Raw genomic sequence first — 12,341 nt, 5'->3', positions numbered from 1 at the left:
GAAAGGTCCAGAAGCCATGAAGCCCCAACCGTTCCGTGTTCATGACCAGCGAGTCGTCAAGGCGTTCGTCGAGGCCCGCCGCGCGCACACCGCCGAGGAGCCGCGCCTGAAGTTCGGCTGGAGCAACTGGGGCTTCGGCACCGAGGAGCTCGGGGTGTCGGCCGAGCGGCTCGCGAAGCACGGCGTGCGGTACATCGAGCTGCACGGCAACCTCTACTCCGAGGACTTCGGCTACAAGCCCGACGAGACCCTCAAGACCCTGGGCGAGCACGGCATCACGGTGTCGGGCATCTGCGGCATGGTCACCCCGGAGCAGGAGTTCGCGCACAACAAGCCGCACGTGCGCGCCCGCGCGGTCGAGTACTTCCGCCGCCAGGCCGCGTTCACCCGGGCCGTCGGCGGCAGCTACCTGCTCTTCGGGGCCGGCTCGGTCGGCCGACCGGTCGCGTTCGACTCCTACGAGCTGGAGCGCTCCGCGGCCACCATGCGCCACGTCGCCGAGGACTTCGCCCGGGCCGGCATCCGCGGGGCCGTCGAGCCGATCCGGCCCGAGGAGACCAGCGTCGTGCACACCTTCGAGCAGGCGCTGCGGCTGCTCGACCTCGTCGGCCACCCGGCGATCTCGCACATCAACGGCGACACTTACCACATGCTGAGCGGCGAGCTGCACATCGGCGCGACGCTGCTGGACCACGGCCACCGCATGCTCAACCTGCACCTGGCCGACACCAACCGGCGCGCGCTCGGGCACGGCCTGCTCGACCTCGACGTGATCATCATGGCCCTGTATGCGATCGGCTACCAGCGCGGCGACAACTACTGCTCGGCCGAGCCGCTGGGCGCGGGCGGGAACCCGTACGCGGCGATGAACCTGCCGCCGCAGGCCGAGCGCCTCGACGAGCTCGTGCGGGTGACCGCCGAGACCTTCCGCGAGCGCGAGGAGGAGGTCCTGGGGGCCTCCGACGAGGAGTTGTTCGCGCTGTACCAGATCGACGGCGACTAGTGGCCGGGTTCACCCTCCACGTCGTCTGCCCCAACCCGGCCCTGGACCGGCTCCAGGTCGTCGAGCACTTCACCCCGTTCGAGGTCAACCGCGTCGCCGACGTGCGCAGCCTCCCCGGCGGCAAGGGCATGATCGTGTGCCGGGGCGCTCGCCGCCTCGGCGCCGCGGTCGCCGCCCACGGCTTCGTCGGCGGCTTCGTCGGCCAGGTCATCCGCCGCGGCTGCGAGGAGATGGGGGTCGCCGACCGGCACATCGAGATCGCCGGCGAAACCCGCGTCACGCCGGTCGTCATCGAGCGGTCCACCGGACGCTCGACGGTGCTCAACGAGCGCGGCCCGCAGGTCACCGCCGACGAGCAGGACCAGCTCGCCGCGGGCCTGACCGCCGTCGTCCGGCTCCGCGACGTGGTCGTGTCCACGGGCAGCCTCCCGCCCGGGTGCGCGCCCGACCTGCACGCGACGGTCGCCCGCCTGGCCCTGCGCCACGGCGCGACCGCGCTGGTCGACGCGCACGGCGACGCCCTCGCCCGGGTCATCGACGACGCGCGGGTCAACGGGATCGGCAACGGCACGCTGGTCGTCAAGCCCAACGCGCACGAGCTGGCCGGCATCCTCGGCCGCGACCTGTCCGACCCGGCCGACCTGCTCGCCGCGGTGGACGACCTGCACGCCGAGACCGGCGCGACCTTCGTCGTCACCAACGGCGCGCACGGCGCCGTCTGGGTCGGCGACGGCTCGCGGCTCGTCGCGGACAGCCCGGTCGTCGACACGGTCAACGCCACCGGCTCCGGCGACTCGTTCCTGGCCGGGCTCGCGGTGGCGCTGGGCCGCGGCGAGAAGCCCGCGGCGGCCATGGCCCTCGCGGCGGCGATGGGCGCGGCCAACGCCGCGTCGCTGGCCCCCGACGTGGACCCGGCTTTGGTCGCCGAACTGCGGGAGCGCGTGACGGTGGCTTCCGCATGACCGGTACGGAGCGAAGCGGAGTGGCCGCTCACGACAAGCGCAGCATGAGCCTGTTCCTCGGTGTGGACATCGGCACCACGCGGACGAAGGTCGGCTGCTACGACGCCGCCGACCGGACCCTCGTCGCGCTGTACTCCGCGCCGACCGAGGCCGACGACGACCAGTGGGGCGGCCGGCGCGACGCCGGCCGGCTCACCGCGGCCGTCGCCGGCCTCCTCACGCGGCTCCTCGCCGACCCGGCGGTCCGGCCCGAGGCCATCGCCGGCATCGCGGTCGGCTCGGTCGGCGAGGAGGTCGTGCTCCTCGACGCCGGCGGCGCGGTCACCTCGCCGGTGCCGGCCTGGTTCGCCGGGCACGGCCGCGAGGCCAAGCCGCACGCGGGCCCGGACTGGGCCGGCGTCGACGACACGTTCTCCGTGTTCAAGCTGCTCTGGCTGCACCGCGCCGGGCTGCTCGGGGCCGCGCGCACGTTCACCTCGCTCGCCGACTTCGTCGCCCGTGACCTGCTCGCGGACCCGGCCGCGCCGGTGTTCCTGAACATCTCGCACGCGTCGCGCACCGGCCTGCTCGACGTGCGGGCCGGCACCCTGGACGAGGGCGCGCTGCCCTCGCTCGGGCTCGGCGCGCTGCGGCTGCCCGCGCTCGTCGGCAGCGCCACCGTCGTCGGGCTCACCTCCGGCGCCGGGGTCCTGCCCGCGGGCGTCCCGGTGGTGACCGGCGGCCACGACCACATGTGCGGCGCGTTCGGCGCCGGCGTGCGCAAGCCCGGCGACGTCTACGTCTCCGCGGGCACCTCGGAGGCGCAGCTGCTGCTCGTCGACGCGCTGCCCGAGCGGGTCGGCGCCGGGATCGACGTGGGCGTGTTCGTGACGGGTCTGCGGTACGTCCACCGCGCCACCCCGTCCGGCCGCTTCTACCAGGCGTGGCGGCGGATGCTGTACGACGGGCAGCCCGACGACCTCATGTGGTCCGAGGTCGCCGCGGCGCTGGACTCCGTCGCCCCGGCGGGCATCGACGCCGACGCGCGCACGGTGCGCCCGCCCGAACTGCCCATGGACGTCACCCGCGCACAGGCCATGGCCGCCCTCCTCAAGGGCCTGGCGGTCGAGGCCGACGCGGTCACCACCCGGCTCGGCGCGCTCGGCGGCACCCGCATCGCGGACGTGACCGTCGCGGGCGTCGCCGCCGGCTGGGAACCCTGGCGCCGGCTCCGGCAGGACGCCACGACCCGCCATCTCCACTTCGTCACCGAGCCCGAGGCCACCGTCCTCGGCGTGGCCGCCCTGGCCGAGCTCGGCTGTTCCGGAAGGACTTCACCCGCGTGAGCACGTTCCTGGGTGCCAACCGCATCGTCCCCGTCGTCGTGCTCGACGACCCGGCCGCCGCCGCGCCCCTCGCGGACGCCCTGGTCGCCGGCGGCCTGCCGGTCGCCGAGGTCACGTTCCGCACCGACGCGGCCGCCGAGGCGATCGCCCGCATGAGCCAGCACGGCGGGGTGACGGTCGGGGCCGGCACGGTCACGACCCCCGCGCAGGTCGACGCCGCCGTCGAGGCGGGCGCGTCGTTCGTGGTCTCTCCCGGCCTGAGCGCCGCGGTGGTGACCCGGTGCCGGTTCCACGGCGTGCCCGCGCTCCCCGGGGCCACCACGGCCACCGAGATCATGGCGGCGCTCGAGCTCGGCGTCGACGTGGTGAAGTTCTTCCCCGCGGGCACGTCGGGCGGCGCGAAGGCGGTGGCGGCGCTCGCGGCACCGTTCGCGAACGTCCGTTTCGTGCCGACCGGCGGCATCGACGCCTCGAACGCGCTGGACTATCTGCGGCTGCCGTCCGTGCTCGCGGTCGGCGGGAGCTGGATGGTGCCGCGGGCGGCCATCGCGGCCGGTGACTTCGCGGCGGTCACGCGGCTGGCCGCCGAGGCGATGCACTTGACATCATCTATGTGAGCGATAACATCCCTGTCACCCGCTGGCATCCCGCCGATTGTTAGCGATCACAAGCCTCCGAGGTGACCTCTTGAAGCGTCGCACCCTGCTGTCCGCCGCGGGCGCCGCCGTCGCCGGCGGCGCCCTGCTGCGTCCCGGATCCGCGTTCGCCGCCACCTACGCCGGCTACGCCATGGCGTACTTCACCGAGTCCCCCACGATGTCCGCCGCGAACTACGGCCTGCACCTGGCCGTGAGCCCCGACGGGCTGCACTGGACCCCGCTGAACCAGAACAACCCGGTCGTCACGCCGACGCTGGGCAGCAAGGGCCTGCGCGACCCGTTCATCCTGCGCAAGCAGACGGGCGGATTCGTCGTGCTGGCCACCGATCTCAACGGCACGGACTGGAACTACCAGAGTCAGTACGTCCACGTCTGGGACTCCGCCGACCTGCGCAGCTTCACCGGGTACCGGCTGCTGAAGGTGCACTCCCTCGCCACGCACGCGTGGGCGCCCGAGGCCTACTGGGACGCCGGCCGCGGGCAGTACGCGGTCGTCTACTCCGCGGTGAGCGGCGGCCACAACGTGCTGATGGTGAACTACACCAGCGACTTCGTGACCGCATCGAGCCCGCAGACGTTCTTCGACCCCGGCTACGACGCCATCGACGGCGACTTCGTGAGCGTCAACGGGGTCAACTACATGTACTTCAAGAACAACACGAACAGCACCCTGCTCGGCACCCGCTCGAGCAGCCTGAACCCGGGCAGCTTCAGCGTCTACACGTCCGGCGTCGGCCCGGGCCGCGGCGTCGAGGCGCCCCAGATCGTCAAGTCGAACACGGCGAACACCTGGTACATGTGGGGCGACACCTGGAGCCCGAACGGCCGCTTCTTCTGCTGGCAGACGAGCGATGTCGCGAGCGGCTCGTGGAGCCTGCTCAACGATCGCGCGTACACCCAGCCGCTCAACTCCAAGCACCCCGGGATCACGCCGATCACGTCGGCGGAGCTGTCGAACCTCACCGCGGCGTGGGGCGCGCCGGCGTGGAACCGCGTGAAGTCGTACAACTTCCCGGACCGCTACATCCGCCACGCCAACAACGTCGGGCGCATCGACGCCTACCCGTTCGACCCGTACCAGGACCAGCTGTGGACGCTGGTGCCGGGCCTGGCCGATGCCGCCGGGGTGTCGTTCCGGTCGGTGAACTACCCGGACCGGTACCTGCGCCACTACAACTACGCGATCCAGCTGCAGGCGAACGACGGCTCGAGCGCCTTCAAGGGCGACGCCACCTTCTATAGGACCGCGGGCTTCGCGGACTCCTCGTGGACGTCGTTGCGCTCGTACAACTTCCCGGACCGCTACCTGCGCCACTCGAACTACGTGCTGCGCATCGACCCGATCACGAGCAGCTCCGCGACCACCGACAAACAGGACGCGACCTTCCGCATCGGCTTTTGACATGCGTTCGTCATGGACTGACACGGGCCCTGCCGCATAGCGTCGCGCTCGCCGCCGAACACCCGGTTCGGCGTCGCACGGCCCGGCACTCGCCGAACGGACCCGACATGCCAACGTACGCCCGCATCGCCTGGACCGTGGCGAGCCTGGTGTTCGCCCTCGCCGGCGGCATCGGCGGCTGGCGCCTGGCCGTCCTCGCCGGCAGCCGCGGCGACAACGCGGCCGCCCTGGCTCGCCTGGGCCGCTGGGTGCTGCTCGCCGTCGCCGGGGAGTTCCTCGCGCTCGCCGTCCTCGCCCTGTTCGCCGGTCCGGCGGCGATGCTCTACGGCAGCCTCGCCCTGCTGGTCGTCGCCGTGCTCATCGCCGGGTTCGGCGCCGCGGGCGTCGCGCGGGCGCTCCGGGCCGCGCGGCGCTGAGCGGCTACCGGCCGTGGTGGACGGCCTCGACGTTGTGCCCGTCGGGGTCGCGCAGGAAGACCGCGTAGTAGCCCGGGTGGTACTCGGGCCACTCGCGCGGTGCGTGCAGGACCTCGACCCCGGCCGCGAGCGCCGCCGCGTGCACCGCGTCGACGGCCTCGCGGCCGGGCGCGTCGAAGGCGATGTGCAGCTCCCGGTCGTCGGGCCGCCGCGCGGGCGAGAACCACAGGTCGGGCTTCCCGGCCGGTCCGGCCAGGCCCACCACGGGCCCGCCGGGCGTGTCGAAGCGCACCGCCTCGCGCAGGCCGAGCGCGGCGAAGACGGACGTGTAGAAGCCGGCGGAACGCTCAACGTCGGCGGCCTGGACTCCGAGGTGCGAGAACATTCGGGCAGGCTACCCCGTACCGGCGGGTAGACCGTGCGGATCGCCGCGCGAGGCTGAGCGGACCCCCCGCCGGCCGGCTCAGGCGGAGGGCGGGGGACCGAGCAGTTCGATGGCGTGCCGGGCCGCGGCGTGCCCGAGCGCGATCGGGTCGACCGGGCCGGGGTCCGGCAGCCGCCGCTCGCCGGCCGGCTCGCCCGCCTCCCGGGCGAAGTGCTCGAAGCCCGACGGCGTGGTGATCTGCAGGGTGCGCAGCGGCTCCCCGGTCCCCACGACGAACGTGTGCGCCAGCCGGGCCGGCAGCAGCACGAAGTCGCCCGGGCCGGCCTTGAACGCCTCGCCGTCGCACCGGAACTCGGCGGTGCCCGAGAGGACGTAGAACATCTCGTCCTCCTCGAGATGCCGGTGCAGCGGGGGCGCGAAGCCGGGCGGGTTGACGAACTCCACGACGGTGAGCCGGCCGCCGGTCTCCGCCCCGGCGGCCTTGACCGTGACCAGGCTGCCCAGGAACCACAGCGCCTCCCCCTCGCCGTCGCCGCGGACGTAGGGCCGGACCGGGACCGTCTCGCGCATCGCGGGCTCCATTTCGCCGTACCGTTGTCTATTGAATATTGCCCTAGTATGGGCAGCGTCATGAGTGCTGTCAACGACAACAAGCCCCGGCGGCGGTACAGCTCCGCGACCCGCAGCGAGGGCGCGCAGCGCACGCGGCAGGCGATCGTGGCGACGGCCAGCGCGCTGTTCGCCGAGCACGGCTACGCCTCCACCTCGCTCGCGGACATCGCCGCCGCGGCCGGGGTCGCCCGCCCCACGGTCTTCGCCGCCTTCGGCTCCAAGGGGGCGCTCCTGCGGCAGGTGCTGGACGAGGCGCTGGCCGGCGACGACGCTCCCGTGCCCGTCGCCGAGCGGCCGTGGTTCCGGCCGGTGTGGGACGCCGCCACCCCGGCGGCGGTCCTCGACGCCTACGCCGGGGTGTGCCTGGTCATCGCGCGCCGGGCCGCGCCGCTGTTCGAGGCCGTCCGGCGGGGCGCCGACGACGCGCCGGAGGCGGCCGAGCTGTGGCAGACCCTGCTGGACAACCGCCGCGCCGGCGCGCGGATGGTCGTCGCGCACGCCCGCGGCCTCGGCCCCCTCGCGCCCGGGCTCGACGAGCAGGCCGCGGCCGACGTGCTGTGGGTCTACAACGACCCCGGGCTCTTCGCGGCCCTGGTGTCGCAGCGCGGCTGGACCGAGGATGCGTTCCGGGCCTGGCTGGCGGTCACCATGCGGGCGGCCTTACTGCCCGATCGTGGCCTTGCGGATCGACCGGCGGCAGGCTAGGAACAGTCCGTCCAGGTACGCCGGCTGAGGGGGCACGGTTGATCGGCGCGGGAACGGTGCTGGCCGAGCGGTACGAGCTCGAGCGGCACATCGCCGGCGGCGGCATGGGCGACGTGTGGGCCGGGCACGACCGGGTGCTCGGGCGCACGGTCGCCGTCAAGCTGCTGCGCGCGCCCTCCGGCGAGCCCGAGTTCGTCGAGCGGTTCCGGGCCGAGGCGCGCACCATGGCGACGATCAGCCATCCCGGCGTCGTGGACGTGTACGACTTCGGCGCCGATCCCGCGGCGGGGGTGTACCTCGTCATGCGGTACATCGACGGCGAGTCGCTGGCGCGGACCCTCGAACGCGAGGAGCGGCTCTCCCCCGCGGTCACGATGCGGCTCGTCGCCGAGGCGGCCGAGGCCCTGCACGCGGCCCACGAGAAGGGCGTCATGCACCGCGACGTCAAGCCGGGCAATCTGCTTATCCGGCCCGACGGCAGCACGGTGCTCACCGACTTCGGCATCGCCCGCTCGGCCGCGGCCACCCACCGCACGTCGACCGGGCTGCTGCTCGGCACCGCCTCCTACATCGCCCCCGAGCGCGCCGGCGGGCAACCCGCGACCGCACAGTCCGATCTGTACTCGCTCGGCATCGTCGCGTACCTGTGCCTCGCCGGCCGCCTGCCGTTCGCGGGCGAGAGCCTGCTGCAGATCGCGCTGCGGCAGGCGAACGACGAGCCGCCGCCGCTGCCCGACGACGTGCCGCCGGCCGTGCGCGCGGTCGTGCTGCGGGCCCTCGCGAAGGACCCGGCGGCGCGCTGGCCCTCGGGCCCGGCCATGGCCGCGGCGGCCCGGGAGGCGCTGATCCAGGAGACGGCGGCCCAGGAGACGGCGGCCCAGGAGGCGCCGGCTCCGGCCGGGAGCCGCGCTCGCGGACTGCTCGTCGGCGGGGTGGCCGCGGCCGCGGTGGTCGCGATCGCCACGGCGGCCGTCCTGCTGAGCGGCGACGGCCCGAAGACGCCCGGCGCGGCGACGGGCGCGACGGTGGAGGCCGAGGCCGAGGCCGGGGGGCTCGGCGGTCTCGGCGCGGGTCCCGTCGCGTCGAGCGCGGCCGCGTCGGCGCGCCCGTCCGGCTCGGTGCCGGTCCTGCCCCCGACGGGCTCGGCGAAGGCGGCGGCGGGAGCACCGGCCGCGCCGTCCGGGCTCCGGGCGACCCCGGTCAGCGCCTCGGCGATCCGTCTGCAGTGGACGGACACCGCGGCGAACGAGACCGGCTTCGAGGTCCTCAACGGCGCCGCGACCCGGACGGCGGGCGCCGGCGCGACCTCGCTCACCTGGGACGGGCTGGCGCCGGACACGTACATGTGCTTCAAGGTGCGCGCGGTCAACGCCGCGGGCCCGTCGGCCTGGTTCCCGGCCGCCCAGCAGGACTGGGTGTGCGCGACGAGCCTGGCCGGCACCGGCCCCGCGGCCCCGTCCAACCTGTCCGCGACCCCGCTGGGCCCGACCGGCATCCGGCTGCAGTGGACCGACAACGCGAGCGACGAGACCGGCTTCACGGTCATCAACGGCACCGCGTCGCGCACGACGGGGGCCAATGTGAGCTCGTACACCTGGGACGGCCTGACCCCGGGCACCTACATGTGCTTCAAGGTGCGCGCCTTCAACGCCGCGGGCGTCTCGCCCTACACCCCGGCGGCCCAGGAGAGCTGGGCCTGCACCACCACCCCGGCCGGGTGACTCTGAGGAAACTCCGAGCTTGATTCGCCCGGCCGGGCCGGACAGGACATCGACTTCTGTCTACGGTCCCGATCATGCGTCGTCATGCTCCGGTGTTCGCCCTGTTCTTCCTCAGCCCGCTGGTCGCCGAGTACTTCTCCGGCACCACGCTGCCGATCTTCCTGCTGTTCCTCATCGTGCCGCTCTCGCTGTACTACGGCAGCGGCGCCATCCTCATCCGTGAGGCGGTCCGGCGCACCGGCCGCGGCTGGCCCGCGATCCTGACGCTCGGGCTGGCGTTCGGGGTGCTGGAGGAGGGCGTGCTCACCCAGTCGCTGTTCAACCCGAACTACCTGGCCGAGGACCTGCACCTGCTCGAGCCCGGCTACGTCCCGGCGCTGGGCATGGGCGCGCTGTGGACGGTGTTCGTGCTGGGCGGGCACGTGCTGTGGAGCATCGGCGCCCCGGTCGCGCTCGTCGAGGAGGCGACCCGCTCGCGCCGGACCACGCCGTGGCTCGGCCGGACCGGGCTCGTCGTGGCCTCGGTGCTGTTCGTGCTCGGCTGCGTGATGACGTTCGCGGTCACGAAGGCGGAGGACGCCGAGGCCCCGTTCTCGGCCTCGCCGGCCCAGCTGGGGATCAGCGTCGCGGTCGTGGTCGCGCTGGTCGCCCTCGCGTTCCTGCTGCCGCACGGTGAGCGCCGGCCGCTGGACGGTTCGGCGCCGTCGCCCTGGCTCGTGTTCGGCGCCACGCTGGTCGCCGGGATCGGGTGGGGGCTGCTCGCCGGCGCGACCTCGCTGCCGTCGTGGCGCGCCTCGATCGCGATCGCGCTGGCCTGCCTGGCCGTGCTCGCGGTCCTGGTGGCGCGGTGGAGCCGGCTCGACGGGTGGGGCCGCTGGCACCGGCTGGCGGTGGCGGCGGGAGCGCTCGCGACCTCCGGCTGGCACGCGTTCGCGATGGACTACTCCAAGCCGCCGGTCCTCGACATCGCGGGCCGCGCGATCTACCTGCTGGCCGCGGCGGGGATCGTCTGGCTCGCGGTCCGCCGCATCCGCCGGGACGATCCCGCCCCGGACGGGGCCGCCGCCTGACGGGCGGCGGCGGCCCCGGGGCCGGCTACGGCAGGGTCACCGCGGCCGGGGCCGAGCGCTGGGTCGTGGTGCCGTCGCCCAGCTGGGAGTTCGCGTTGTTGCCCCAGCACCACAGGCTCGCGTCGGTGCGGACGCCGCAGGTGTGGTAGCTCGCCACGAAGGCGGTCGTCCACGTCGTGGCGGTGCCGACGCGGGTCGGGGTGGAGCGGTTGGTCGTGGTGCCGTCGCCGATCTGGGCGGTCATGTTGTTGCCCCAGCACCACAGGCTGCCGTCGGTGCGGGAGCCGCAGGTGGTGTCGACCTCGGCGTTGACGCGCGTCCAGGTGTTGACCGAGCCGACCTGGACCGGGGCGCTCTGCAGCGCGCCGGCCGCGCCGAGCTGGCCGTAGCCGTTCTCGCCCCAGCACCACAGGGTCTTGTCGGTGCGGGTGGCGCAGGTGTGCGCGAAGCCGGCCGAGACGCCGCTCCACGTGGTGGCCGTGCCGACCTGGGCCGGCGAGATCGCGTAGGCCACGCTGCCCAGGCCGAGCTGCCCGGACGAGCTGTCGCCCCAGCACCACATGGTGCCGTCGGTGCGGGTCGCGCAGCTGTGCGCGTAGCCGGTCGTGACGCTCGCCCAGGTCGTCGCGGTGCCGACCTGCTGCGGGGTGGTCACGGTGTAGACGGAGGAGCCGAGGCCGAGCTGGCCCAGGCGGTTGAAGCCCCAGCACCACAGCGTGCCGTCGGTGCGGGTCGCGCACGTGTGGCTGTCGCCGGCGCTGACCTTCGCCCAGGTGGTGGCGGTGCCGACCTGGACCGGGGTGGTCTTGTTGAGCGTGGTGCCGTCGCCGAGCTGGCCGCGGAAGTTGCGGCCCCAGCACCACAGCGTGCCGTCGGTCTTCACCCCGCACGTGTGGCTGGCGCCGGCGTCGATGGACGCCCAGTTCGTGGCCGTGCCGACCCGGGTCGGGGTGGCCTTGTCGACGCCGCTGCCGTCGCCGACCTCGCCGCTCCAGTTGCTGCCCCAGCACCACAGCGTCGCGTCGGTGCGGATCGTGCAGGTGTGGGCGTAGCCGGCCGCGACGCTCGCCGCGCCCGCCCCGGCCGCCGCGGCCGGGGCGGACAGCGCGCCGACGGCGACGAATACAGCGGCGGCGGACGTCGCCGCCGCCGCAAAGACCCTTCTCAAGTGGCTCATGCGCTGCGACGCTAGAATCGCGCCGCCACGCAGGGCAACGCCGCGACCACGACACCGCCGCTGTCCTGGGACTTGACCGGGAAAGTTACAGCCAGACGGCGCGTACCGCGTCGGCGAGGGCGGCCCCCTGCCGCAGTCCGGCCTCGGCGGCGGCGGCGCGGCGGGACGGGTCGAGCACGTTGGGCCCGATCGCGTCGAGGGCCTCCTCGTCCGGCTCGACGACCAGGCTCCGGGCGGCGCCGGAGGCGGCGATCTCGCGGTCGATGAGCGGGCGGATCAGGCCGCCGACGGGCGCGACGACGAGCAGCGCGCCGGCGCCCGCGGCGAGGTCCGCGTTGGTCCCCGAGCGCACCCCGCCGTCCATGTACCGCCGCCCGTCGATGGTGATCGGCGGGAACACGCACGGGACGGCGCAGCTGGCGGCCACGGCGAGCGGGAGCGGTACCCCCGCCGCCCGGTCGAACACGGCGGGCGCGCCGCCGTCGGTGTCCACCGCGGTGATGCGCAGGTCCCGGTCGGGCCAGTCGGCCACCGGGAGCTGGGCCGCGAGCCGGGCGATGTGGGCCCCCTCGTCGCCGGTGGGCGTGGCCAGGGCCATCGCCCCGATCTCGGCCATGATCTCGGCGCGCGGGCGGGAGCGGTCGGCGAGCAGGGCGAACGCGGCCATGGCGGGCGCGATGTCCACGGCCGCGGCGCCGGACGAGGGCCCGCGCTGGGCCAGGACCGCGTCGTCGAGGGAGATGCCCGCGGCCACGACGGTGCCCACCACCGACCCGGCGGAGGTGCCGACGATGACGTCCGCGTCACCGACCGTCACCCCGGCGCGGGCCAGCCCGCCGAGGATCCCGAACTCCCAGGCGATGCCGGTCATCCCGCCGCCGCCGAGCACCAGCGCTCTCGTCAT

Annotated in this window: 13 protein-coding genes; 9 read left to right on the top strand and 4 right to left on the bottom strand. The window is 74.3% G+C overall.

Annotation, left to right across the window (positions count from 1 at the left end; translation table 11 throughout):
* Nucleotides 1-16: 16 nt before the first annotated feature.
* The 6 genes from AC6JBM_RS02680 to AC6JBM_RS02655 all read left to right on the top strand — a co-directional run bounded on the left by AC6JBM_RS02680 (nt 17) and on the right by AC6JBM_RS02655 (nt 5,767).
* A complete protein-coding gene (locus tag AC6JBM_RS02680; RefSeq protein WP_497982017.1) occupies nt 17-1,003 on the top strand; it encodes a sugar phosphate isomerase/epimerase family protein in 987 nt (328 codons plus the stop codon).
* Nucleotides 1,003-1,965, top strand: a complete 963-nt coding sequence (locus tag AC6JBM_RS02675) for a 1-phosphofructokinase family hexose kinase (RefSeq protein ID WP_497982016.1) — start codon at nt 1,003-1,005, stop codon at nt 1,963-1,965. Before AC6JBM_RS02680 ends, AC6JBM_RS02675 begins: the two co-directional genes overlap by 1 nt.
* A 44-nt stretch (nt 1,966-2,009) precedes the next feature.
* Nucleotides 2,010-3,290: an FGGY-family carbohydrate kinase gene (locus AC6JBM_RS02670; RefSeq protein ID WP_497982015.1), complete on the top strand. Its 1,281-nt coding sequence runs from the start codon at nt 2,010-2,012 to the stop codon at nt 3,288-3,290.
* Nucleotides 3,287-3,907: a bifunctional 4-hydroxy-2-oxoglutarate aldolase/2-dehydro-3-deoxy-phosphogluconate aldolase gene (gene eda / locus AC6JBM_RS02665; protein WP_497982014.1), complete on the top strand. Its 621-nt coding sequence runs from the start codon at nt 3,287-3,289 to the stop codon at nt 3,905-3,907. Before AC6JBM_RS02670 ends, eda begins: the two co-directional genes overlap by 4 nt.
* A 70-nt stretch (nt 3,908-3,977) precedes the next feature.
* Complete coding sequence (locus AC6JBM_RS02660) at nt 3,978-5,351, top strand: glycoside hydrolase family 43 protein (protein WP_497982013.1); 1,374 nt, start codon at nt 3,978-3,980, stop codon at nt 5,349-5,351.
* A gap of 107 nt (nt 5,352-5,458) precedes the next feature.
* Entirely contained in the window at nt 5,459-5,767 is a 309-nt protein-coding gene (locus AC6JBM_RS02655) for a hypothetical protein (protein WP_497982012.1), read from the top strand.
* A 4-nt stretch (nt 5,768-5,771) separates the two neighbouring features.
* On the opposite strand, the gene AC6JBM_RS02650 is transcribed toward AC6JBM_RS02655, so the two are convergent.
* Nucleotides 5,772-6,152: a VOC family protein gene (locus AC6JBM_RS02650; protein ID WP_497982011.1), complete on the bottom strand. Its 381-nt coding sequence runs from the start codon at nt 6,150-6,152 to the stop codon at nt 5,772-5,774.
* 78 nt (nt 6,153-6,230) lie between these two features.
* Nucleotides 6,231-6,722, bottom strand: a complete 492-nt coding sequence (locus tag AC6JBM_RS02645) for a quercetin 2,3-dioxygenase (RefSeq protein WP_497982010.1) — start codon at nt 6,720-6,722, stop codon at nt 6,231-6,233.
* Between the two features lie 60 nt (nt 6,723-6,782).
* On the opposite strand from AC6JBM_RS02645, the gene AC6JBM_RS02640 reads away from it, so the two are divergent.
* The 3 genes from AC6JBM_RS02640 to AC6JBM_RS02630 all read left to right on the top strand — a co-directional run bounded on the left by AC6JBM_RS02640 (nt 6,783) and on the right by AC6JBM_RS02630 (nt 10,260).
* Nucleotides 6,783-7,469, top strand: coding sequence for a TetR/AcrR family transcriptional regulator (locus tag AC6JBM_RS02640; RefSeq protein WP_497982009.1), 687 nt, complete (start codon nt 6,783-6,785; stop codon nt 7,467-7,469).
* A 38-nt stretch (nt 7,470-7,507) separates the two neighbouring features.
* A complete protein-coding gene (locus tag AC6JBM_RS02635; protein ID WP_497982008.1) occupies nt 7,508-9,190 on the top strand; it encodes a serine/threonine-protein kinase in 1,683 nt (560 codons plus the stop codon).
* A 74-nt stretch (nt 9,191-9,264) separates the two neighbouring features.
* The gene (locus AC6JBM_RS02630; RefSeq protein ID WP_497982007.1) at nt 9,265-10,260 is read left to right on the top strand and encodes a hypothetical protein; all 996 of its coding nucleotides are present in this window, start codon (nt 9,265-9,267) and stop codon (nt 10,258-10,260) included.
* A gap of 25 nt (nt 10,261-10,285) precedes the next feature.
* On the opposite strand, the gene AC6JBM_RS02625 is transcribed toward AC6JBM_RS02630, so the two are convergent.
* Nucleotides 10,286-11,437, bottom strand: coding sequence for an RCC1 domain-containing protein (locus AC6JBM_RS02625; RefSeq protein WP_497982006.1), 1,152 nt, complete (start codon nt 11,435-11,437; stop codon nt 10,286-10,288).
* 85 nt (nt 11,438-11,522) lie between these two features.
* The gene (locus tag AC6JBM_RS02620; protein WP_497982005.1) at nt 11,523-12,341 is read right to left on the bottom strand and encodes a patatin-like phospholipase family protein; all 819 of its coding nucleotides are present in this window, start codon (nt 12,339-12,341) and stop codon (nt 11,523-11,525) included.

The organism is Dactylosporangium thailandense (genome assembly GCF_059739745.1).
This window is presented reverse-complemented; position numbering and strand designations above follow the sequence as displayed.

Excerpts from the sequence above, each read along its gene's own strand:
- AC6JBM_RS02680 (WP_497982017.1), top strand. The coding sequence starts at position 17 with ATGAAGCCCCAACCGTTCCGTGTTCATGACCAGCGAGTCGTCAAGGCG.
- AC6JBM_RS02670 (WP_497982015.1), top strand. The coding sequence starts at position 2,010 with ATGAGCCTGTTCCTCGGTGTGGACATCGGCACCACGCGGACGAAGGTC.
- AC6JBM_RS02655 (WP_497982012.1), top strand. The coding sequence starts at position 5,459 with ATGCCAACGTACGCCCGCATCGCCTGGACCGTGGCGAGCCTGGTGTTC.
- AC6JBM_RS02650 (WP_497982011.1), bottom strand. The coding sequence starts at position 6,152 with ATGTTCTCGCACCTCGGAGTCCAGGCCGCCGACGTTGAGCGTTCCGCC.
- AC6JBM_RS02645 (WP_497982010.1), bottom strand. The coding sequence starts at position 6,722 with ATGCGCGAGACGGTCCCGGTCCGGCCCTACGTCCGCGGCGACGGCGAG.
- AC6JBM_RS02640 (WP_497982009.1), top strand. The coding sequence starts at position 6,783 with ATGAGTGCTGTCAACGACAACAAGCCCCGGCGGCGGTACAGCTCCGCG.
- AC6JBM_RS02630 (WP_497982007.1), top strand. The coding sequence starts at position 9,265 with ATGCGTCGTCATGCTCCGGTGTTCGCCCTGTTCTTCCTCAGCCCGCTG.
- AC6JBM_RS02625 (WP_497982006.1), bottom strand. The coding sequence starts at position 11,437 with ATGAGCCACTTGAGAAGGGTCTTTGCGGCGGCGGCGACGTCCGCCGCC.
- AC6JBM_RS02620 (WP_497982005.1), bottom strand. The coding sequence starts at position 12,341 with ATGACGAGAGCGCTGGTGCTCGGCGGCGGCGGGATGACCGGCATCGCC.